The 22,632-nt window shown below is 40.6% G+C and carries 19 protein-coding genes, 2 rRNA genes and 1 riboswitch (1 of these 22 only partly in view); of the genes, 2 read left to right on the top strand and 19 right to left on the bottom strand.

The window, feature by feature from the left end; translation table 11 throughout:
• Window positions 1-10 precede the first annotated feature (10 nt).
• Both pcrA and MKX72_RS01490 read right to left on the bottom strand, forming a co-directional pair.
• Window positions 11-2,236: a DNA helicase PcrA gene (gene pcrA, locus MKX72_RS01495; protein WP_028412524.1), complete on the bottom strand. Its 2,226-nt coding sequence runs from the start codon at window positions 2,234-2,236 to the stop codon at window positions 11-13.
• Window positions 2,237-2,288: 52 nt separating this feature from the next.
• A complete protein-coding gene (locus tag MKX72_RS01490) occupies window positions 2,289-2,987 on the bottom strand; it encodes a heptaprenylglyceryl phosphate synthase (protein ID WP_033580830.1) in 699 nt (232 codons plus the stop codon).
• 512 nt (window positions 2,988-3,499) lie between these two features.
• Between MKX72_RS01490 and MKX72_RS01485 the strand changes: the two genes are divergently transcribed.
• Window positions 3,500-4,882 (top strand): glycine--tRNA ligase, encoded by a 1,383-nt coding sequence (locus MKX72_RS01485; protein ID WP_028412526.1) that lies wholly within the window; start codon window positions 3,500-3,502, stop codon window positions 4,880-4,882.
• A gap of 38 nt (window positions 4,883-4,920) precedes the next feature.
• On the opposite strand, the gene MKX72_RS01480 is transcribed toward MKX72_RS01485, so the two are convergent.
• Both MKX72_RS01480 and MKX72_RS01475 read right to left on the bottom strand, forming a co-directional pair.
• A complete protein-coding gene (locus MKX72_RS01480) occupies window positions 4,921-5,226 on the bottom strand; it encodes a YerC/YecD family TrpR-related protein (protein ID WP_013055048.1) in 306 nt (101 codons plus the stop codon).
• A gap of 147 nt (window positions 5,227-5,373) precedes the next feature.
• Window positions 5,374-7,122, bottom strand: a complete 1,749-nt coding sequence (locus tag MKX72_RS01475) for an adenine deaminase C-terminal domain-containing protein (RefSeq protein ID WP_028412527.1) — start codon at window positions 7,120-7,122, stop codon at window positions 5,374-5,376.
• 102 nt (window positions 7,123-7,224) lie between these two features.
• On the opposite strand from MKX72_RS01475, the gene MKX72_RS01470 reads away from it, so the two are divergent.
• Entirely contained in the window at window positions 7,225-7,482 is a 258-nt protein-coding gene (locus MKX72_RS01470) for a YgaP family membrane protein (RefSeq protein ID WP_016762773.1), read from the top strand.
• Between the two features lie 30 nt (window positions 7,483-7,512).
• Here the strand turns inward: MKX72_RS01470 and purD are convergent, their stop codons facing one another.
• From purD to MKX72_RS01395, 15 genes are all read right to left on the bottom strand, one after another.
• Window positions 7,513-8,787 (bottom strand): phosphoribosylamine--glycine ligase, encoded by a 1,275-nt coding sequence (gene purD, locus MKX72_RS01465; protein WP_033580832.1) that lies wholly within the window; start codon window positions 8,785-8,787, stop codon window positions 7,513-7,515.
• A gap of 13 nt (window positions 8,788-8,800) precedes the next feature.
• Entirely contained in the window at window positions 8,801-10,339 is a 1,539-nt protein-coding gene (gene purH / locus MKX72_RS01460; RefSeq protein WP_025752921.1) for a bifunctional phosphoribosylaminoimidazolecarboxamide formyltransferase/IMP cyclohydrolase, read from the bottom strand.
• 103 nt (window positions 10,340-10,442) lie between these two features.
• Entirely contained in the window at window positions 10,443-11,021 is a 579-nt protein-coding gene (purN, locus tag MKX72_RS01455; RefSeq protein ID WP_014461934.1) for a phosphoribosylglycinamide formyltransferase, read from the bottom strand.
• Window positions 11,018-12,055, bottom strand: a complete 1,038-nt coding sequence (purM, locus tag MKX72_RS01450; RefSeq protein ID WP_028412529.1) for a phosphoribosylformylglycinamidine cyclo-ligase — start codon at window positions 12,053-12,055, stop codon at window positions 11,018-11,020. Before purM ends, purN begins: the two co-directional genes overlap by 4 nt.
• 26 nt (window positions 12,056-12,081) lie before the next feature.
• Window positions 12,082-13,497: an amidophosphoribosyltransferase gene (gene purF, locus MKX72_RS01445; RefSeq protein ID WP_013055041.1), complete on the bottom strand. Its 1,416-nt coding sequence runs from the start codon at window positions 13,495-13,497 to the stop codon at window positions 12,082-12,084.
• Window positions 13,473-15,704, bottom strand: coding sequence for a phosphoribosylformylglycinamidine synthase subunit PurL (gene purL / locus MKX72_RS01440; RefSeq protein WP_028412530.1), 2,232 nt, complete (start codon window positions 15,702-15,704; stop codon window positions 13,473-13,475). The genes purF and purL overlap by 25 nt, the downstream gene beginning before the upstream one ends.
• On the bottom strand, window positions 15,688-16,374 hold the full coding sequence (purQ, locus tag MKX72_RS01435; protein ID WP_013055039.1) for a phosphoribosylformylglycinamidine synthase subunit PurQ: 687 nt from the start codon (window positions 16,372-16,374) through the stop codon (window positions 15,688-15,690). Before purQ ends, purL begins: the two co-directional genes overlap by 17 nt.
• Window positions 16,371-16,622: a phosphoribosylformylglycinamidine synthase subunit PurS gene (gene purS, locus MKX72_RS01430; protein ID WP_014461938.1), complete on the bottom strand. Its 252-nt coding sequence runs from the start codon at window positions 16,620-16,622 to the stop codon at window positions 16,371-16,373. Before purS ends, purQ begins: the two co-directional genes overlap by 4 nt.
• Before the next feature lie 7 nt (window positions 16,623-16,629).
• Window positions 16,630-17,337 (bottom strand): phosphoribosylaminoimidazolesuccinocarboxamide synthase, encoded by a 708-nt coding sequence (gene purC, locus MKX72_RS01425; protein WP_028412531.1) that lies wholly within the window; start codon window positions 17,335-17,337, stop codon window positions 16,630-16,632.
• Window positions 17,338-17,411: 74 nt separating this feature from the next.
• Window positions 17,412-18,704 carry an adenylosuccinate lyase gene (gene purB, locus MKX72_RS01420; protein ID WP_013055036.1) on the bottom strand — a complete coding sequence of 431 codons (1,293 nt, stop codon included), beginning with the start codon at window positions 18,702-18,704 and terminating at the stop codon, window positions 17,412-17,414.
• Window positions 18,701-19,846, bottom strand: coding sequence for a 5-(carboxyamino)imidazole ribonucleotide synthase (gene purK, locus MKX72_RS01415; protein ID WP_013081438.1), 1,146 nt, complete (start codon window positions 19,844-19,846; stop codon window positions 18,701-18,703). Before purK ends, purB begins: the two co-directional genes overlap by 4 nt.
• Window positions 19,839-20,327: a 5-(carboxyamino)imidazole ribonucleotide mutase gene (gene purE, locus MKX72_RS01410; RefSeq protein ID WP_028412533.1), complete on the bottom strand. Its 489-nt coding sequence runs from the start codon at window positions 20,325-20,327 to the stop codon at window positions 19,839-19,841. The genes purK and purE overlap by 8 nt, the downstream gene beginning before the upstream one ends.
• Before the next feature lie 128 nt (window positions 20,328-20,455).
• Window positions 20,456-20,557, bottom strand: a riboswitch (purine riboswitch).
• 84 nt (window positions 20,558-20,641) lie between these two features.
• The gene (locus tag MKX72_RS01405; protein ID WP_016762769.1) at window positions 20,642-20,842 is read right to left on the bottom strand and encodes an NETI motif-containing protein; all 201 of its coding nucleotides are present in this window, start codon (window positions 20,840-20,842) and stop codon (window positions 20,642-20,644) included.
• A gap of 165 nt (window positions 20,843-21,007) precedes the next feature.
• Window positions 21,008-21,123, bottom strand: a 5S ribosomal RNA gene (gene rrf, locus MKX72_RS01400).
• A gap of 62 nt (window positions 21,124-21,185) precedes the next feature.
• A 23S ribosomal RNA gene (locus MKX72_RS01395) occupies window positions 21,186-22,632 on the bottom strand (it continues 1,489 nt past the right edge of the window).

Genomic DNA, 22,632 nt, shown 5'->3' with positions numbered 1-22,632 from the left:
CTTTTCACGATTACACTTTCGTAACCGGGGCAAATTTAGCAAGCAGTCTTTTTACACCTGTAGGACTAGGAAAAGCAATGTCTAATTCTTTTGAGTCTCCTTCTCCTTTTACACTTACAACTGTACCAATTCCCCATTTTTTATGCTCGGCCTTATCTCCAACGCTCCATCCAATCGATTCACTGCCCGTTGATACAAGCTTCGTTTTTGCCACGGCCGCTTGTCGGCGCGCTGCAAACGGCGAAGCTGAAGCCCCTGAACGACCAGCAGCAGGCTTGCGCATCGTTTCATTTAAAGATTCCACAAGCTCGCTTGGGATTTCTCCAATGAAGCGCGATTTTGGATTGACGTTTGTTTTACCAAATAGTGTACGCATTTGAGCATTTAATAAATACAATTCTTGTTCAGCACGTGTAATCCCTACGTAGGCTAAGCGTCGTTCTTCTTCCATTTCATTATCTTCGAATAACGATCGGCTATGAGGGAATACGCCTTCTTCCATACCCATTAGGAAAACAACCGGGAACTCTAGACCTTTTGCTGAGTGAAGCGTCATCAGAATCACTTGTTCGTTCTCTTCTTCTTCCTCGTCGTCAAGCTTATCGATATCAGCAACAAGCGCTAAATCGGTTAAAAATGCTACTAAGCTCTTATCTTCACTTGCTTCTTCAAACGTTTTTGTAACAGATAAAAACTCATCAATATTCTCTAAGCGACTTTGTGCTTCAATTGTTTTTTCTACTTTAAGCGCTTCACGGTACCCTGTTCTTTCTAATACTTGTTCCACAAGCTCTGTTACAGACATATAGTCTTGCATTTGAGCTAAGTTTGAAATCATGGATTGGAAATCACGAAGTGCTTTTGTTGCTTTACCCGTTAACCCCATCAATTCTACTTCATCAAGCGCTTTGAAAATAGAAATGTCATGAACGTTTCCGTAATTGGCTACTTTATCGACTGAAGTAGCTCCAACTCCGCGTTTTGGAACGTTCACAATACGAGCTAAGCTAATGTCATCATCTTGGTTGGCAATTAAGCGCAAGTACGCAAGCAAATCTTTAATCTCTTTGCGGTCGTAGAACTTAATCCCGCCGACAATCGTATAGTTAATATTGGATTTTAGCAGTACTTCCTCCATTACACGCGACTGTGCATTTGTACGATACAAAATGGCAAAATCGCTATATTTACGTTTGCCGCTGTCTACTGCTTCTTTGATTTTACGTGCTACAAACTGTGCCTCATCATGCTCACTCATTGCTTGGTAATGATAAATCTTCTGGCCTTCATCGTTTTCCGTCCATAAGTTTTTCACTTTACGATTCATATTGTTTGCAATGACGCCGTTTGCCGCAGCCAAAATCGTTTTCGTTGAACGATAATTTTGTTCAAGCAAAATGGTTTTGGCTTTTGGGTAATCTTTTTCAAATGACAAGATATTTGTAATATCAGCCCCGCGCCAGCGGTAAATAGACTGATCTGAATCCCCTACTACGCATACATTTTCAAATCGTGCGGCTAGCAAGCGAACCAGCATATATTGTGCATGGTTTGTATCTTGATACTCGTCCACATGAATATATTGAAACTTGCGCTGATAGTACGTTAACACTTCAGGAACTCGTTTAAATAACTGAATCGTTGTCATAATCAAATCATCAAAATCGAGCGCTTGGTTTTTCTTTAAACGCTTTTCATACTCTTTATAGACTTTACTTACAACTTCTTCATATGGTCCTGCTGCTGTTTTATCAAATTCTTCCGCTACTTTCAGTTCATTTTTAGCTGAACTAATGCTTCCTAATAGCGAGCGCGGATCGAATTTTTTTGGGTCGATGTTTTGATCTTTTAAAATGTTTTTAATAACGGACAGCTGATCCGTTGAATCTAAAATCGTAAAGTTGCGATTAAAGCCAATACGATCAATATCTCTTCGTAAAATACGTACGCACATCGAGTGGAACGTTGAAATCCAGATATCTTCTGCCACTCCGCCAACGATACTTGCCACACGCTCTCTCATTTCACGAGCTGCTTTGTTTGTGAAGGTAATAGCTAAAATATTCCAAGGTGCAACTTCTTTTTCCGCCATTAAAAACGCAATTCGATGCGTTAATACGCGTGTTTTCCCACTTCCTGCACCGGCCATAAGTAATAATGGTCCGTCTGTTGTTTTAACTGCCTCTTGCTGCTGAGGGTTTAATCCTGTTAATAATTTTTCACTTAAAAAATTCACGTTTTCACCGCCTATATCGAACATATATTCTCTATTCTACTTTATTTATTTTTCACTGTGCAATATTCTTTTTTACCGCTTTTACCGTTTTTAATGCTTCCGATAAATTTGTATAAATAACATTTCCTACAATAACTGTATCAGCTAGCTCTCCCATCTCACTTGCTTGCTCTTTTGTCTCAATACCGCCGCCGTAAAATAACTTCGTCTCATTTAGCGAATTTTTCACTTCTGCCACTAATGCAGGGTCTCCATATGTTCCACTGTATTCTAGATAGAAAACGGGCAAATGAAACATGCGTTCAGCCATGCGAGCATACGCTACAACATCTTCTGCATCCAAATCGGTTTTCGCTTCCGTTAGCGCAGCTACTTTTGCTTCGGGGTTAAGTACGCAGTATCCTTCTACAAAAATTTCATCCCAGTCCATGATTTCACCGTATTCCTTCATCGCCGCATGATGTAAGTCAACAATCCACTTTGGATCCTTGCTGTTTAAAACGGTCGGAATGAAATAAGAATCAAAACCAGGCGTTACAGAGTCAATTGTTGATACTTCTAGCGCACACGGCACCGTGTAGCGGCGAATACGCATTAACAGCTGCAGCACATTGTCTAAAGTTACTCCGTCTGATCCTCCAACAAGAACCGCATCCGTGCCGGATTCGCAAATTTTTTCTAAATCTGCATCTGAAATTTCTTTATTAGGATCTAATTTAAAGACATGTCTCCACTCTTTAATATCATACATATAGGTTCCTCCATTTCTTTACACTTAAAAGTTCGCGCTCGTCCATTTGTTCATTATAACAAAACTAAGAGGGTGAAATGAAAGGAAAACCGAACTTTTCATCACGTTTTTTGTTTTCAAAAAATATGGATAAAAGATATGGTTTTATCCTCAAATTCCGGAAGAAAACATCACAAAAAAAGCCCATTTTGCACAAGGTTATTGTTTCTCTGCATAGGATATGCTAATATATAGCTACTAAAATTCATATGATATACGCTGAAGGATCAATAGTACTTAAATCCTCTTCACAAAGCGAACTAGGGACGGTGGGAGCCTAGAGAATGGTTTAAGGAAAAGGCAATCTGGAGTATATACAGACGAAGGTGGATACATTTTGTATCAACCAGGGTGGAACCGCGGGAAAAACTCTCGTCCCTGGGCATATTGTTGATATGCCCAGGGACGAGAGTTTTTTTGTACCCGCTCTTTTTGTTTCGCTTGAATTACTACCATTTACAGGAGGAATTAGAATGTCAAAAACAATGGATCAAATCGTATCTCACGCCAAACATCGCGGCTTTGTATTTCAAGGTTCTGAAATTTACGGCGGTCTTGCAAATACATGGGATTACGGCCCGCTTGGCGTAGAATTAAAAAACAATATTAAAAAAGCATGGTGGAAAAAATTCATTCAAGAATCTCCATACAACGTTGGTTTAGACGCTGCGATTTTAATGAATCCAAAAACATGGGAAGCTTCTGGTCACTTAGGAAACTTTAATGACCCAATGATCGACTGTAAGGATTGTAAAGCTCGTCACCGTGCTGATAAATTAATTGAAGAAAAGCTTCAAGAAAAAGGCATTGAAATGATCGTAGACGGCCTTTCATTTGATGCAATGGCTGACTTAATTAAAGAACATGAAATTACATGTCCTGAGTGTGGTTCAGCTAACTTCACTGAAATTCGTCAATTTAACTTAATGTTCAAAACGCACCAAGGTGTAACTGAAACATCAACAAATGAAATTTACCTTCGTCCTGAAACAGCTCAAGGTATTTTCGTAAACTTTAAAAACGTTCAGCGCTCAATGCGTAAAAAGCTTCCATTCGGTATCGGCCAAGTGGGTAAAAGCTTCCGTAACGAAATTACACCTGGTAACTTCACATTCCGTACACGTGAATTTGAACAAATGGAGCTTGAATTCTTCTGTAAACCAGGCACTGAATTAGAATGGTTTAACTACTGGAAAGAAACATGTAACAAATGGCTTCTTTCTCTTGGCATGAAAGAAGAAAACGTTCGTCTTCGCGACCATGATGATGATGAACTTTCTCACTACAGTAATGCAACAACAGACTTTGAATACAAATTCCCATTCGGCTGGGGCGAACTATGGGGCGTAGCTTCTCGTACAGACTATGACTTAAAGCAGCATATGGAACACTCTGGAGAAGACTTCCAATACGTTGATCAAGAAACAAACGAACGCTATGTACCTTACTGCATCGAGCCTTCTTTAGGTGCTGACCGTGTAACATTGGCTTATATGATTGATGCATATGAAGAAGAAACGTTAGAAGACGGCTCATCTCGTACAGTAATGCAGCTTCACCCTGCTTTAGCACCATTTAAAGCTGCTGTATTGCCACTTTCTAAAAAGCTTTCTAACGAAGCGCGCGCTGTCTTTGAAGATTTAGCAAAACACTTTATGATTGACTACGATGATGCTGGTTCAATCGGTAAACGTTACCGTCGCCATGATGAAATCGGTACGCCTTTCTGTATTACATTCGACTTCGATTCATTAGAAGACAATCAAGTAACAATTCGTAACCGCGACACAATGGAACAAAAACGTGTAGCAATTAGCGACCTGAAAAATATCATTGAAGAAGCAACTCAATTTTAATTAAAAAAATAAGCGTATGGCTGCTTCAGCCATACGCTTTACTTTTGATTTGAATCTTCTTGAAGGCGTTCTAATACCATTTGGTACGCATCGCTTCCATAATTCAAGCAGCGTTTAACACGGGAAATAGTCGCTGTGCTTGCTCCAGTTTCCGTCTCAATTTTATGGTACGTGTTGCCTTCTCTTAGCATTCTTGCTACTTCTAAGCGCTGTGCTAATGATTGAATTTCATTAACTGTACATAGGTCATCAAAAAATTGATAGCATTCTTCAATGTTTTCTAATGATAAAATCGCTTGAAATAGCTGATCTAATTCTTTTCCTCGTAGTTTGTTGATTTGCATCGTATCGAACTCCTTTATCATTGGCTTTCTTTACTAGTTGTTTCTATCTATAAAATACAGTTTCTATATTTATTTGCACATACATTCATTCTGTATGAAGACAGCCAATTTCATACAAATTTCAAATTCCTTTGATACTTTTATATTTTAACGCATTATAGACGGAAAAAGTACTTTTTTATTCATAACGTCATAAATTCCTACTGGCGTGATACGAATATAAGGCAAATGTGTAGACGAAAAGAACAGCAGTGAATAGACAGGATCATCGTGTTTGTATCCTCGCTCACCCAGCACTTTCTTGAGTTCCACCTCTCGTTTACTTAGCTCTTCCATCGGCAGATTCGACATGACTCCTTTTAACGGAAGATCCAGTTCATATACTACTTTCTCACCTTCTGTAATAACAATACCGCCGCCAATTTCTTTCATACGTTTGAATGCACACATCATATCTTTTTTCGATTTTCCAATTAAAATAAAATCACCTGTATTTGAAAACGAACTCGCCATTCCCGATACATTTGTCGCAAATCCTTTTAACAGCGTATTGATGCGCCACTTGCCTTCTCGGTCCACCAGCACTAAAAAGCTTTCATCATGATCAGAGGCTAATACATCTCCGCTCACATTTAAGTGAATTGAATACGGCTCCATAATAACAGCATTTTTCATTTTCACGCCTACTGGCATTGAAAATTGAAAATCGTCCATCGTTAAATCAAAGTCTAACTTTAACGGTGAAAAACCAAACTTTTCCCAAGGAAATTCCACCGAGGCTAATGCTTGTTCTTTGCCTTCTTTTTTCATCCACTTTCCTTTTGCTAGCACAGATACCGGAGTAGGCCGCATAGGATCTTCTAAAATATTAATATTAGCCACACAGCCTGTTGCTACATGCCCGTGCAAATGTTCCATGTTATAATAGCGGGCAATATTTACAGACACCATATTATAAGCATCTAACACAGGAACTCCTTCTGAAATAGCTAACGTAATTAACATATCTGACACGCCGTTTTGGTAAAAAGAAGGCGGAGAACCGTCTGTATTCATCGTAATATGGTCAAAATAATCTACCTGCAGCTCTTTTAACTCCTGCAGCAGTTTTGGCAAATCTGGCCGAATGGAAGAGTGGCGCAAAGCAACGTCATAGCCTTGCGTTAACCGAGCAACAACATCTTCCCCTGTCATAGACTCATGATCGCTGTCTGCCCCGAGCAATTTCATTTTTGCTAAGGTAAATGCTGACGCCCCCGGGAAATGTCCTTCAATATGCTTCCTCATCCGCTTTGTCTCTTGAACCCAGTGAAGCATTAAATCATCTCCGTCTAAAAGCTTCGGCCAACTTGTCAGTTCGCCTCCTTGTAAGACAGCTTCATTTTGTAGCCAAGAAGTAATGTTTGTATGTGAGAAGATATCAGCCTCTTCATCAATTTCTGTCTGCGAATCAAATCTGCACCACCAATACAGTGACTGTGGTAACGTTTTCATTTCTTCAATCAACGAAAATGCCGTTTTTTGTTCAAGCTGTAAAGCGAGAATTAAATTATCATTAAATAAAGTGGTTGTTCCGTGCTTGGCTGCATATTGGGAAAAAGTCTGGGGATTATATAACTGAAACGGGTGAACATGCGGCTCAATATACCCAGGAACCACATATTTCTCACTGCAGTCTATAATCTCTGTAGAAGCGTCTGTGTGCTTAGGCATCTCTGAGCCAACGTATACAATACGATCTTGGTAAACCCAAATATGTGCTTTTTTCCACTGCTTCATTCGAGCGTTCAAATATGTTGCATCTTTTAAGACAATAGTTGGTGCTTTTTGACCGTTTAATACTAAAAGCTGCTGTCTAATATGTTTGCTTTTCCAGCGGTATCTCTGTTCCGGCATGCTAAATTCCCCCTAATTTACTATGTATTTTTATCGTAACACATCCGTGATGTAAACGCATTCAGAAACTGTTATTAATTTTATGAATAAAGGTGATAAAACATGAAACCAAATATCGGTATTGTTAACGCATTAATTCGACTTACGCTGGGCTTTACCCTTCTTTCTTGGACAACATCTCGTTTATCTCGCAGACCGTACAAAGATTCATACATCTTCTTAGGGTTAATGGGAGCTTTAAAAGTTGCAGAAGGCATCACGCGTTTTTGCCCCCTTACGTACGCATATGATTCATGTCAAAAACACGATGAACATGAACACCATCCAAATGGAAACGAAGAAACGTATAATCCTTCATAAGGTAAAAAGGAGAGCCGGAGCTCTCCTTTTTTATTTTAAAGCTGCTTTTGCTAATGCACGATGGCCGATGTCTTTGCGATAGAAAAAGCCTTTTTCTACATCGATATGAGCCATTTGTTTGTATACTTCTTGCTGCGCTTCTTGAAGAGTTGCTCCTTTGGCACCTACTAATAGAACGCGGCCGCCGTTCGAAACGTATGTGTCGTTTTCTAAAGCCGTACCAGCGTGGAAAACAAGCGCGTCTTCACTGATCGCATCCAATCCGTTAATTGGCGCACCCTTTTGATAATCTTCTGGGTAACCCGCTGCTGCTAATACAATTCCAATAGCTGCTTCGTTATCCCATTCAATTTCTACTTTTTCTTCTTTCAAAATGCGAAGAAGCACATCGACTAAATCGCTTTTCATACGGGGCAGTACAACCTGTGTTTCAGGATCTCCAAAACGCGCATTAAATTCAATCACCTTTGGTCCTTTTTGTGTTTGAATCAGACCAGCATATAGAATTCCCGTATACTCACAGCCTTCTTCAGCTAATCCTTTAGCCATTGGAAGTAAGATGTTTTCTACAGCCTCTTGTACTTCTGCATCACTAATTTGCGGAACAGGAGAGTAAGCTCCCATGCCTCCTGTATTCGGACCTTGATCGCCGTCAAAAGCACGCTTATGATCTTGTGCAATTACCATTGGATACACATTTGTCCCGCGTACGAATGCCATTAATGAAAATTCTTCACCATCCAAAAATTCTTCTACAACTACTTTGGCACTTGCTTCTTTAAATTTTTGGTCAACTAGAAAATCACGTAATGTATCTACAGCTTCTTCTACTGTTAAAGCAACAGTTACACCTTTACCAGCTGCTAAGCCGTCTGCTTTAATAACAATTGGAGCGCCTTGCTTTTCCACATATGCTTTTGCTTCCTCGTAAGACGTAAATGTTTCATACGCTGCGGTTGGAATATCATACTTTTTCATGAGCTCTTTTGCAAAGCTTTTGCTTCCTTCAATCATCGCTGCTTGTTTGCGCGGTCCAAAGACCGGAAGACCTTCTTGTTCGAATCGATCAACAATGCCTTCAATTAGCGGATTTTCTGGTCCAACAATTGTTAATCCAATCTTATTTTCTTTTGCAAACTGCACAAGCTCTTCTTGGCTGCTTTCATCGATTGGTACAATCGTTGCCACATCTCTCATGCCTGGGTTTCCTGGTGCTACAAACACTTCGTTAACAAGTGGACTTTTTGAAGCTTTCCATGCAATTGTATGCTCTCTTCCGCCTTTTCCAATAACTAAAACATTCACGTTCTTCACCTCATTAATGTTTAAAATGTCTTACGCCTGTAAATACCATTGCAATGCCGTATTCATCTGCTTTTGCAATTGACTCTTCATCACGAATTGATCCGCCTGGCTGAATAATAGCTGTGATTCCTGCTTTAGCTGCTGCTTCTACTGTATCGCCCATTGGGAAGAAAGCATCTGAACCTAAAGCTGAACCTTGTGCTTTTTCACCAGCTTGTTCAATTGCAATTTTTGCAGCGCCCACGCGATTCATTTGACCAGCACCTACGCCAATTGTCATGTCATCTTTTGCAAGTACAATAGCATTAGACTTAACATTTTTAACAACTTTCCATGCTAATTTTAAATCTGCCCACTCTTTTTCTGTTGGCTCGCGTTTCGTTGGAACAGTAATCGTTGCATCATCAAATCCGAATACGTCTTCATCCTGAACAAGCACGCCGCCTTTTACAGACGTTAAGAAAGCTTCTTTTTCTGCTTTTTCATCAAGCTCTATCGTTAGTAAACGAAGGTTTTTCTTAGCTGTTAATACATCTAATGCTTCTTGATCGAAAGCAGGAGCAATGATAATTTCTAAGAAAATTTCTTTTAACTGAATAGCCGTTTCACGGTCGATAGGACGGTTAGCTGCTACGATGCCGCCAAAGATAGATGTAGGATCCGCTTCATATGCTTTTTGATAAGCTTGAGCAATTGTTTCACCCACACCTACACCGCAAGGGTTCATATGTTTGATCGCTACGATAGCCGGCTCTTTGAATTCTTTTACGATTTGAAGAGCTGCGTTTGCATCGTTGATATTATTGTATGATAACTCTTTTCCATGCAGCTGCGTAGCTGTTGCAATAGAACCTTTTTGTGTTAACGGCTTTTTATAAAAAGAAGCTTGTTGGTGAGGGTTTTCTCCGTATCGTAAGCCTTGAACGCGCTCATACGTTACTGTTAATTTCTCAGGAGTTGTTTCACCTGTAATGTTTGTTAAGTATTCAGCGATTAATGCATCATAAGCTGCCGTATGACGGAATACTTTTGCTGCTAATCGTTGGTTGGTTTCAAATGAAACATTGCCATCCGCTTTTAACTCTTCTACTACGGTTGCGTAATCGCTTGGATCTACTACAACTGAGACAGAACGATAGTTTTTCGCAGCTGAACGAAGCATTGTAGGTCCACCGATGTCAATATTCTCAATCGCTTCAGCAAGCGTTACATCCTCTTTTTCAATTGTCTTTTTAAATGGATATAAGTTTACAACTACAAAGTCGATTGGCGAGATATTATGCTCTTTCATTTGAGCTTGATGCTCTTCATTATCGCGTAACGCTAATAAAGCACCGTGAACGTTAGGATGCAATGTTTTTAAACGGCCGTCTAAAATTTCTGGGAAACCAGTTACTTCAGAGATTCCGATAACGTCAATGCCGTTTTCTTCTAGGGTACGCTTTGTACCGCCAGTTGAAATAATTTCTACTCCTAAGTCCTTTAATTCTTGTGCAAATGAAACAATACCTTCTTTATCAGATACGCTAATAAGCGCGCGTTTTGCTGTCATTTTGTAAACTCCTCCTGATCCGATCTCTCATTTAAAATCTTTCTTTCACTACTACTCTACCATAGTAAAGGATTAAAACTTTTTTGACAAGGTTACATCCTATTTATTTAACTGCGGCTTGTTCAAATAATTCATTCAGTACCGCGGGATAAAATTGATGTTCAATTTCATGAATACGGGCCTCAACTGTTTCTCTTGTATCGCCTTTTTCAATGCGAATAGCCTGCTGGTCAATAATTGGTCCTGTATCCATGCCTTCATCTACAAAATGCACGGTAATTCCAATCACTTTTACTCCTGCATCAAAAGCTTGACCAATAGCATCAATCCCAGGAAATGCAGGTAAAAGCGAAGGGTGGATATTAACAATACGATTTTTGTATGGCTTAAGCAACGTCGAACCAACTAATCGCATATATCCTGCTAAAACAAGAAATTCTACTTTAGCTGATGTAAGCTCTGCAAGAATTGCTGCTTCATACGCTTCTTTATTTTCATAGTTTTTAGGCGAACAAACAAAGCATGGTATTCCACATGCTTTTGCTCGTTCAATTACGTATGCATCCGGTTTATTACAAACAACAAGCGCAATATTTGCTTTTAATCGACCTGACTGAGTTGCTTCGTAGATGGATTGAAAGTTACTGCCGTTTCCAGAAGCAAACACTGCAATATTTATCATGCAAACGTCCCTCCAGCAAATTCAACACCTGTTCCTTCTTTGACACGTCCGATAACAAATGCTTTTTCGCCTTCGTTTTCAATTGCTTCAATGACTTTATTCATATCTTCAGGTTCAACAGCTAAAACAAATCCGATTCCCATATTGAATACTTCGAACATTTCTTTACGGTCTAGCTTGCCTTGCTCTTCAAGGAAATCAAACACGTATGGAATTGGCCAAGAACCGTAATCGATTTCTACACCTAAACCTTCAGGAAGCATACGAGGGATATTTTCAACAAATCCGCCTCCAGTAATATGAGCCATACCTGCAATCTTAGCTGCATGTAATGCTTTTAGGACCGGCTTCACGTATATTTTTGTTGGCGTTAATAACTCAACTCCGAGCTTTTCATTAAAACCAGCGTAAGTTTCGTGAAGATTTAATCCTTGATCATCAACAATTTTACGTACAAGAGAGTAGCCGTTGCTGTGAATACCGCTAGATGAGATACCGATCAACAGCTGTCCAGCTTTAATCTCATCTCCAGTAATAATTTCTGACTTTTCTACCGCTCCTACTGTAAACCCTGCAAGATCATATTCATCTTCTTCGTATAAACCTGGCATTTCAGCTGTTTCTCCGCCAATTAACGCACAGTTGGACTGTTCACAGCCGTCTGCAATTCCTTTTACAATCGATTCAATTTTTTCAGGAACTGCTTTCCCGCAAGCAATATAATCTAAGAAGTAGAGAGGCTCTGCTCCTTGTGCTAAAACGTCGTTTACACACATGGCCACTGCATCCACACCGATTGTGTCATGCTTATCCATTTGAAAAGCAAGTTTCAATTTTGTTCCTACTCCATCTGTACCAGAAACAAGAACAGGCTCTTTTAAATTCAATGTAGATAAATCGAACATTCCGCCAAAGCCGCCGACTGTTCCCATAATACCTGCACGAGCAGTTCGTTCTACGTGCTTTTTAATACGTGAAACAGCTTCATATCCTGCTTCTAAGTCAACTCCAGCTTGTTTATATGAATATGACATGTTGTCACTCCTTTTTTACGTTAAAACTAACAAGTTACCTTTTCATGAGGGTGTACAGTATCTGGATAAATTTCAGTTGGATACTTTCCAGTAAAACATGCCATACACTGTCCGCCGTTGCCTTCATACTGTCTGCCGATTGCGTCTACTAAACCTTCGTTGCTTAAGAAAACAAGTGAATCAGCTTCAATCAATTCACGAATTTCTTCAACAGAGCGCGTAGCAGCAATTAACTCAGAGGATGACGATGTGTCAATTCCATAAAAACATGGATTTTTAATAGGAGGTGAACTGATGCGTACATGTACTTCAGTTGCTCCTGCTTCTCGAAGCATACGAACAATGCGACGGCTTGTTGTGCCGCGAACGATAGAATCATCTACCATGACAACACGTTTACCCTCTACAATTTTACGTACAGGAGACAGCTTCATTTTTACACCTTGTTCACGCAATTCTTGTGAAGGCTGAATGAATGTACGGCCTACGTATCGATTCTTAATTAAACCTAATTCGTATGGAATCCCTGACTGTTCTGCAAAACCAATCGCTGCTGAAATACTTGAATCCGGAACGCCTGTTACAACGTCTGCTTCAATCGGTGACTCAACTGCAAGTTGTTTCCCAAGGTTTTTACGAGCAGAGTGAACATTGATTCCATCAATATTACTATCTGGTCTTGAGAAATAAATATATTCCATACTGCAAATAGCACGGTTTACGTTTAGTGTGAATCGCTCTGATTGAATACCTTCATCATTAATAATAAGTAACTCACCAGGCTCTACATCACGCTCATGAACCGCTCCAACAATATCAAACGCACATGTTTCAGAAGCTACTACATAGGCATCACCTAATCGTCCAATTGATAATGGACGCAGTCCGTGAGGATCAAGTGCAACCATCATCGTATCTTCCGTTAAAATAACGAATGCGTATGCGCCTTTAACCATGGATAAAGCATTTTTCACTTTATCTTTCATATCTTCATAGCCGCTTCGTTTAATTAAATGAGCAAGTACTTCTGTATCAGATGTTGATTGGAAAATACTCCCTTGGTTTTCCAGCTGATGCTTTAATGCATTTGCATTAACCAAGTTTCCATTATGAGCTAACGCAAGGCTTCCGCTATGAGAGCGGAAGTGAAGGGGTTGAACATTTTCAAACCCTCCGCCTCCAGCTGTTGCATAACGAACGTGTCCAATTGCTGCTTTACCGTTTAGTTGCTCTAACTCTCCGTGGCCAAATACTTCGTTAACAAGACCGACGCCTTTCATCACTGTCACTTTTTCTCCGTCTGTTACAGCAATACCAGCGCCTTCTTGTCCGCGGTGTTGCAAGCTATGCAAACCGTAATAAGCAATCTGGCTTGCATTTTCATGTCCCCATACACCGAATACGCCACATTCTTCGTTTAAGCCTTTGATTTCAGCAAGCATGGAAGCGCTCCTTTCCAAGCAGTAGTTAATTCTTCAACTGATAATTGAACAAGAACATTTTCTTGATGTTTAACAGTTAATGTTGCGTCTTCTGTTACGCGTCCTACTAATGTTGCATCTTGTACAAGCATTTCGAATTTTTCTTTATTCTCTGGTGAAACCGTTACGACAAAGCGTGATTGTGTTTCACTGAATAGCTCTGCTGTTGCTTCACCGTCTACCGTTACGTTTACGCCTAACCCGCTGCCGTTCATCACTTTTTCAGCTAGGGCTACCGCGAATCCTCCTTCTGCAATATCGTGAGCAGATTGAACTGCACCTTCACGAATTGCTTGAAGAAGCTGATCTTGACGTGTTTTTTCAACCGCTAAATCTAATTTAGGTGACTGGCCGAATACCGTACCGTTTTCTAGTACTTTTTGAAGCTCAGTACCTGCGAATTCTGCTTCAGCTTTACCAATAACATAGATTAAGTCATCTTTTTGCTTCGCATATTGAGTTGTAATATGGTTGATATCGTCGATTAGACCAACCATTCCAATAACAGGAGTTGGGTAAATTGCTTCACCTTTTGTCTCATTGTACAGAGATACGTTACCGCCGATAACCGGAGTCGATAGCTCACGGCAAGCGTCGCTCATACCGTCTGTTGCTTTTTCAATTTGCCAGAAGATTTCTGGCTTTTCAGGGTTACCGAAGTTTAAGCAGTCTGTAATCGCAAGAGGCTGTGCACCTGAACATACAAGGTTACGAGCAGCTTCTGCCACTGCGATACGGCCGCCTACTTCCGGGTCTAGGTATAAATAGCGAGAGTTACAGTCTGTTGTCATCGCTAATGCTTTATTTGTATCACGTACACGAACAACCGCCGCGTCAGATCCAGGAGATACAACTGTGTTTGTACGTACTTGGTAGTCATATTGGTTGTAAACCCACTCTTTGTTTGCAATCGTAGGCTGTTTTAAAAGCGTTACTAACATATCACTGTGATTTTCAACAGTAGGAGCGTATGCTGACTGCTCTTGGAACTCACGATAGTATGCTGGTTCTTGAGATGGTTTGTGGTATACCGGTGCATCTTCTGCTAATGCATCTACAGGAACATCTGCTACTACTTCTCCGTTATGAGTTAAACGAAGGCGCTTATCGTCGGTTACGTGACCGACTGAAACAGCTTCTAATCCGTATTTTTCAACGATTTCGACGATTTCATTTTCACGGCCTTTTTCAACAACGATGAGCATGCGCTCTTGAGATTCTGAAAGCATCATTTCATATGGTGTCATACCCGTTTCACGCTGAGGTACAAGATCAAGGTTCATTTCAATACCAGAACCTGCTTTACTTGCCATCTCTGCCGAAGAACTTGTTAAGCCCGCAGCACCCATATCTTGAATACCTACTAAAGCGTCACACTTGATAAGCTCTAAGCAAGCTTCAAGAAGAAGTTTTTCCATAAATGGATCTCCTACTTGTACAGCAGGACGTTTTTCATCTGACTGATCAGATAGCTCTTCAGAAGCAAATGTAGCGCCGTGGATACCGTCGCGTCCCGTTTTTGCTCCTACGTACATAACCGTGTTGCCAACGCCTTTAGCTTGACCTTTTTGAATATCTTCGTGGTTAATTAAACCAACACACATAGCGTTAACAAGCGGATTTCCTTCATATGAAGCTTCAAACTGAATTTCTCCACCTACTGTTGGGATTCCTACACAGTTACCGTAACCTGCGATTCCCGCTACTACTTCCTCAAACAAATGACGAACCTTTGGAGATGTTAATTCACCAAAACGTAAAGAGTTTAAAAGTGCAATCGGTCTTGCTCCCATTGAAAAGACGTCACGAATGATGCCACCTACACCAGTTGCTGCTCCTTGATAAGGTTCAATCGCTGATGGATGGTTATGACTTTCGATTTTAAATACAACGGCTTGGTTATCACCAATATCAACGATACCAGCTCCTTCACCAGGACCTTGTAATACTTTTTCACCCGTGATAGGGAATTTTTTCAGTACAGGCTTAGAGTTTTTATAGCTACAGTGCTCTGACCACATAACAGAGAATAAGCCTGTTTCTGTATAGTTAGGAGTACGACCAAGCAGTTGCTCTACATTCGCAAACTCTTCGTCTGTTAATCCCATATCTCGATATAACTTTTGTTCTTTAATTTGCTCTACATTTGGTTCAAGAAGTAACGACATTTTGTTCCCTCCACTGCTTTACGATTGATTGAAATAATTTAAGTCCGTCCGCGCTTCCTAAAAGATCGCTTACCGCTCTTTCTGGGTGAGGCATCATTCCTAATACGTTGCCTGTTTCGTTCGTAATCCCTGCAATATCTTGAAGGCTTCCGTTTGGATTATCACCTGCGTATTGGAAAAGAATCTGGTTGTTTTCAATCAATTTTTGTAACGTATGTTCATCACAATAGTAGTTGCCTTCACCGTGTGCCACTGGAATAGCAATTACTTCATCTTTGCCATAAGCATTTGTAAACATTGTTTCGTTATTAGCTACTTTCAAATTCACTGTTTTACAGATGAATTTTAAGTTTTCATTACGGCGCATAGCACCTGGCAGTAATCCTGCTTCTAATAAAATTTGGAATCCATTACATACACCTAGTACTGGCTTTCCTTGGCTTGCTGCTTTTTTTACAGCATCCATTACATTTGAGAAGCGAGCGATAGCACCTGAACGAAGGTAATCTCCATATGAGAAACCACCTGGAAGCAAGATACCATCATATTGATCTAATGATTCTGTATCGTGCCAAACGTAATCTACTTCTTCACCAAGCTCATCTTTGATAGCATGATACATATCTACGTCACAGTTTGATCCTGGAAAAACAATTACAGCAAATTTCACTGTACGACAACCTCCTCAACCTCGTAACGGTAGTCTTCAATTACTGTATTAACTAAAAGCTTTTCACACATTTCTTTTACGCGTTCATCTAATGAATCTGTGCTGTCGATTGTTAGCTCTAAAAATTTACCGATGCGTACTTCTTGAACTTCTTCATAAGACATACGGTGCAATGAATTTTTAACGGCTACTCCTTGAGGGTCTAATACACTTTCTCTTAATGTGACAAATACTTTTACTTTATACATGGTTGGGTTATCCTCCGATTCGCTGTAAGATTTTTTCGTATGCTTCTGTTAAACCGCCTAAGTCTCTGCGGAATACATCTTTATCTAATTTTTCGTTCGTATGAACATCCCAGAAGCGGCAAGTGTCAGGTGAAATTTCATCCGCTAAAATAATGTCGCCTTGAGAAGTACGGCCGAATTCTAATTTAAAATCCACTAAGAAAATGTCTTTATCTTTGAAAAATTTCGATAATACTTCGTTGATTTGAAGTGCTTGTGCCTTTAAACTATCAATCTCTTCTTGAGTTGCAGCCTTAAGGAAAATCGCATGTTCTGCAAGAATTAATGGATCACCAAGCGCATCATCTTTGTAGTAAAGTTCAACGATTGGCTGTTCAAAACGAATACCTTCTTCTACACCAATTCGCTTCGCAAGGCTTCCTGCTGTAGCATTTCGTACAACGACTTCAAGCGGAACAATTTCTACTTTCTTAACCGCCTGTTCATGATCTGAAAGCTGCTTCACAAAGTGAGTTGTAATCCCTTGCTCATGTAACATTGAAAATAGTAAACTACTAATTTGATTGTTCAGCTGTGCTTTTCCGCTAATCTCTGCTTTTTTCTGACCGTTGAATGCTGTAGCTTCATTTTTATAAGCAACCCACAGTACATCTTGCTCATCAGTAGCGTAAATTTTTTTCGCTTTTCCTTCATAAAGTAACTCTTGCTTTTCCATGCTGTCACCTCTACATACAGAATATTCAGATACACTTTCTTAGATAAAGGCAAGGACGTGCCTTGCCTTTTTTATTAAAGACCTAAACGTTCAAAAATCATATCTACATTTTTTAAATGGTGCTTATGATCGAAGCAATCTTCAATCTCTTCTGGCGATAAGTGGCGAGTAATGCGCTCTTCGCCTTCAATTAAAGAACGGAAAGGAACTTGCGTTTCCCATGCTTCCATTGCTTTTGGCTGTACTAAGTCGTATGCTTCTTCACGTACCATACCTTTGTTAATTAATGTTAAAAGTACACGCTGTGAGTAAATTAGCCCTAGTGTACGATCCATGTTGCGCTTCATGTTGTCAGGGAATACTGTTAAGTTTTTAACAATATTTGCAAAACGATTTAACATGTAATTCAAAGCAATCGTTGCATCAGGTAAGATGACACGCTCTGCCGATGAATGAGAGATGTCACGCTCATGCCAAAGCGGTACATTATCATAAGCTGTAACCATATAGCCGCGAATTAAGCGAGCAAGTCCCGTTACGTTCTCAGAACCGATTGGATTACGTTTATGAGGCATTGCAGATGATCCTTTTTGACCTTTTGCAAAGTACTCTTCAACCTCACGTGTTTCACTCTTTTGAAGACCGCGAACTTCTACTGCAAATTTCTCAATAGATGTCGCAATTAACGCTAGTACTGACATATAGTGTGCATGACGGTCACGCTGTAATGTTTGCGTAGAGATTGGTGCTGGTGAAATTCCTAACTTCTCACATACGTATTTTTCAACGAAAGGATCGATGTTAGCGAACGTTCCAACTGCTCCTGACATTTTACCGAATTCCACTTCAGCTGCAGCACGTTTTAAACGCTCTAGGTTACGCTTCATTTCTTCATACCATAATCCCATTTTCAAACCAAATGTCGTTGGCTCAGCGTGTACACCGTGCGTACGTCCCATCATAACCGTATATTTATGTTCTTGAGCTTTTTCCTTTAGTACTTCTACAAAGCGCTCTACGTCACTTAGCAAGATTTCATTAGCTTGCTTTAATAAATAAGATAGAGCTGTATCAACTACGTCAGTTGAAGTCAAACCGTAGTGTACCCACTTGCGCTCTTCACCAAGCGTTTCAGATACTGCACGAGTGAAAGCTACTACGTCATGACGCGTTTCTAGTTCAATTTCATTGATGCGGTTAATATCAAAAGATGCATTTTGACGAATTAACTTCACATCTTCTTTCGGAATATGTCCTAATTCTGACCATGCTTCGCAAGCTAGAATTTCAACTTCTAACCAAGCTTTAAATTTATTTTCTTCTGTCCAAATAGCTGCCATTTCTGGTCTTGTATAACGTTCAATCATGTTGTTACTTCCTCCGTTCTTTCCCAAATTCCTAGAGATTCGGCTTTTTCTATCGCCTCATCTATCTTATCAGCTAATACCGTGATATGTCCCATTTTTCTCTTCTCTTTTGCAACTTTTTTTCCGTACAAATGTAAGTGCATATCATCTAAACATTCGATTTTTGCCATTGTGTTCTCAATATGTTCCCCTAATAGGTTAACCATCACAGCAGGTTTTAATAAAGTCGGCTGTGCTAGGGTCCAGTTACAAATGGCTCTTACATGCTGCTGAAATTGAGAAAGATCACAAGCATTGATTGAATAATGACCTGAGTTATGAGGTCTAGGTGCCATTTCATTTATATAAAGCTGACCTTCTTCAGTTAGGAACATCTCAACTGCTAATGTACCAACTAAATCTAATCCTTTTGCTATTTCTTGCGCATATTGAAGAGCTTTCGCTTCTTGATCTGCTGTAATACGTGCCGGAACAATCGTTTGGTGCAAAATATGATGCTTATGAATGTTCTCAGCTACTGGTAAACATACCGTTTCGCCTTTTGCATTTCGGTGTACAATAACTGATACTTCTTTATCTAAGTTCATCCACTGTTCTACAATGCATTCCGACTGTGCTAATAGCTCAGCTGCTTCACGAATATTATTCTCATTTTTCACTAGAACTTGCCCTTTACCGTCATATCCGCCTCGGCAAGTTTTTACGACACATGGATAACCAATTGTTTCGACAGCTTTTAAAAGTTCTTCTTCAGTCGTAACGATTGCGTAATCAGGAACGTCTAGATTAAGCTTTGTAATCATTTCTTTTTCTAAACGACGATTTTGTGTAACGGCTAGTAAATGACTGCCTTGTGGCACGTAGCATTTTGTTTCTAGCCATTTCATCATCTCAACATCAACGTTTTCAAATTCATAGGTGATGACATCTGACACTTCAGCAAGCTGTTCAACCGCTTTTCTATCATCATAGTTGCCAATGACTTTAATATCTGCTACTTGACCGCAAGGAGAATCTTCTGTTGGTTCAAGCACTGCAATGTAATAACCCATTTCTTTAGCAGATAGTGCAATCATTCTTCCTAGCTGTCCACCGCCTACGATTCCAATTGTTTTACCAGGAGGTATAAGTAAATTAGACAAGTTGATCACTACTTTCTAACACAGATGATTTAATAGACTCTCTACGATTTTCAAGTTGATCACTTAACGTTGGATCCTGTGTTGCTAAGATTTGTGCTGCTAGCAGGCCAGCGTTCGTAGAACCAGCTTTCCCAATAGCTACTGTAGCTACCGGTACGCCGCCTGGCATTTGAACAATCGATAAAAGTGAATCTAAACCGTTTAAGTTACTTGATTTAACGGGTACTCCTATTACAGGTAAAATTGTTTTTGCGGCAATCATACCAGGTAAGTGCGCAGCACCCCCAGCGCCAGCAATAATAACTTTAATCCCTCGTTCTTTCGCTGTTTCAGCATATTCAAACATATAATCCGGCGTTCGATGTGCTGATACAACTTTCTTTTCATATTGAATATTTAATTCATCTAAAATGTCACACGCATATTTCATAGTGCTCCAGTCTGACTGACTGCCCATTACAACAGCAACTTTTACATTCATGAATAAAAGCTCCTTTTTCACGTTATAAAAAAACCTAGGGTAAGTTATGGCTCACTAAAGGAAAGCCACAACTACCCTAGGTTTCATGTATCAACATTCCTTTTGAAAAGGAATCATGTTTACCTATTTAGTAATTGTACTCTCCTCATAGTCCAATGATTTACGGTCATCGGGTAGAGACTCGTGGGCCATATTCCCACTATTATATGAGGTTTCGGATATCTCAATTGACAACTTAATAATAACAGCCAAACTAGAAAAAAGTCAACCTAAAAATCGAATGTTTACTATTTTTATCATTAAAATGTTCGTATTTAGAGACTTTTCCCTTCGAAAACAATCTGTTGCTTTACCGGAACATAGTCCTTTTTACCATTTATTTCTTTTTCTTCAAAAATAGGCTTTTCCATTCGTCGAACAGGCATATACCCATCTTTTTTCATCCGATCTAAACAACTTGCGATTGTTTCATTTTCTTGTAATTCATACAGTACTTTTTTTGATTTCTTACCCAAAATGCAGCCTCCAGTTCGAAAAAAGTTTCTTACAGCGTCAAAAAGAGCTTTTATAACAAAAATTAAATGAATCCACTATAGTGTAACATAATTTAAAAGTTAAATTCATGCTGTAATTTTTAGAAACAAAAAAGACTAGTCATTGAATGACTAGTCTTTTTATTGGCCTGGCAACGTCCTACTCTCACAGGGACAAAGTCCCAACTACCATTGGCGCTAAAGAGCTTAACTTCCGTGTTCGGTATGGGAACGGGTGTGACCTCTTCGCTATCGCCACCAGACAAGAGATTGCTCTCTCAAAACTAGGTAACAGTTTGCTGAGTAAAGCTTACGCTTTTAAAGTTTGGTTAAGTCCTCGATCGATTAGTATCAGTCAGCTACACATGTCGCCACGCTTCCACCTCTGACCTATCAACCTGATCATCTTTCAGGGATCTTACTAGCTTGCGCTATGGGAAATCTCATCTTGAGGGGGGCTTCATGCTTAGATGCTTTCAGCACTTATCCCGTCCACACATAGCTACCCAGCGATGCCTTTGGCAAGACAACTGGTACACCAGCGGTGTGTCCATCCCGGTCCTCTCGTACTAAGGACAGCTCCTCTCAAATTTCCTACGCCCACGACGGATAGGGACCGAACTGTCTCACGACGTTCTGAACCCAGCTCGCGTACCGCTTTAATGGGCGAACAGCCCAACCCTTGGGACCGACTACAGCCCCAGGATGCGATGAGCCGACATCGAGGTGCCAAACCTCCCCGTCGATGTGGACTCTTGGGGGAGATAAGCCTGTTATCCCCGGGGTAGCTTTTATCCGTTGAGCGATGGCCCTTCCATGCGGAACCACCGGATCACTAAGCCCGACTTTCGTCCCTGCTCGACTTGTAGGTCTCGCAGTCAAGCTCCCTTGTGCCTTTACACTCTACGAATGATTTCCAACCATTCTGAGGGAACCTTTGGGCGCCTCCGTTACATTTTAGGAGGCGACCGCCCCAGTCAAACTGCCCACCTGACACTGTCTCCCGGCCCGATCAGGGCCGCGGGTTAGAATTTCAATACAGCCAGGGTAGTATCCCACCGACGCCTCCACCGAAGCTAGCGCTCCGGCTTCTCAGGCTCCTACCTATCCTGTACAAGCTGTACCAAAATTCAATATCAGGCTACAGTAAAGCTCCACGGGGTCTTTCCGTCCTGTCGCGGGTAACCTGCATCTTCACAGGTACTATAATTTCACCGAGTCTCTCGTTGAGACAGTGCCCAGATCGTTACGCCTTTCGTGCGGGTCGGAACTTACCCGACAAGGAATTTCGCTACCTTAGGACCGTTATAGTTACGGCCGCCGTTTACTGGGGCTTCGATTCAGAGCTTCTCCCAAAGGATAACCCCTCCTCTTAACCTTCCAGCACCGGGCAGGCGTCAGCCCCTATACTTCGCCTTGCGGCTTCGCAGAGACCTGTGTTTTTGCTAAACAGTCGCCTGGGCCTATTCACTGCGGCTCTCTCGGGCTATACACCCTACCAGAGCACCCCTTCTCCCGAAGTTACGGGGTCATTTTGCCGAGTTCCTTAACGAGAGTTCTCTCGATCACCTTAGGATTCTCTCCTCGCCTACCTGTGTCGGTTTGCGGTACGGGCACCTCCCGCCTCGCTAGAGGCTTTTCTTGGCAGTGTGGAATCAGGAACTTCGGTACTATAATTCCCTCGTCATCACAGCTCAGCCTTTATGATGAGCGGATTTGCCTACTCATCAGCCTAACTGCTTGAACGCGCATATCCAGCAGCGCGCTTACCC

This window comes from Priestia sp. FSL R5-0597 (assembly GCF_038006305.1).
Classification (GTDB): domain Bacteria; phylum Bacillota; class Bacilli; order Bacillales; family Bacillaceae_H; genus Priestia; species Priestia zanthoxyli.
This window is presented reverse-complemented; position numbering and strand designations above follow the sequence as displayed.

Coding starts and splice junctions, on each gene's coding strand:
- MKX72_RS01490 (WP_033580830.1), bottom strand. CDS start 2,987: ATGTATGATATTAAAGAGTGGAGACATGTCTTTAAATTAGATCCTAAT.
- MKX72_RS01485 (WP_028412526.1), top strand. CDS start 3,500: ATGTCAAAAACAATGGATCAAATCGTATCTCACGCCAAACATCGCGGC.
- MKX72_RS01480 (WP_013055048.1), bottom strand. CDS start 5,226: ATGCAAATCAACAAACTACGAGGAAAAGAATTAGATCAGCTATTTCAA.
- MKX72_RS01475 (WP_028412527.1), bottom strand. CDS start 7,122: ATGCCGGAACAGAGATACCGCTGGAAAAGCAAACATATTAGACAGCAG.
- MKX72_RS01470 (WP_016762773.1), top strand. CDS start 7,225: ATGAAACCAAATATCGGTATTGTTAACGCATTAATTCGACTTACGCTG.
- purH (WP_025752921.1), bottom strand. CDS start 10,339: ATGACAGCAAAACGCGCGCTTATTAGCGTATCTGATAAAGAAGGTATT.
- purN (WP_014461934.1), bottom strand. CDS start 11,021: ATGATAAATATTGCAGTGTTTGCTTCTGGAAACGGCAGTAACTTTCAA.
- purM (WP_028412529.1), bottom strand. CDS start 12,055: ATGTCATATTCATATAAACAAGCTGGAGTTGACTTAGAAGCAGGATAT.
- purF (WP_013055041.1), bottom strand. CDS start 13,497: ATGCTTGCTGAAATCAAAGGCTTAAACGAAGAATGTGGCGTATTCGGT.
- purL (WP_028412530.1), bottom strand. CDS start 15,704: ATGTCGTTACTTCTTGAACCAAATGTAGAGCAAATTAAAGAACAAAAG.
- purS (WP_014461938.1), bottom strand. CDS start 16,622: ATGTATAAAGTAAAAGTATTTGTCACATTAAGAGAAAGTGTATTAGAC.
- purC (WP_028412531.1), bottom strand. CDS start 17,337: ATGGAAAAGCAAGAGTTACTTTATGAAGGAAAAGCGAAAAAAATTTAC.
- purB (WP_013055036.1), bottom strand. CDS start 18,704: ATGATTGAACGTTATACAAGACCAGAAATGGCAGCTATTTGGACAGAA.
- purE (WP_028412533.1), bottom strand. CDS start 20,327: ATGAATGTAAAAGTTGCTGTTGTAATGGGCAGTCAGTCAGACTGGAGC.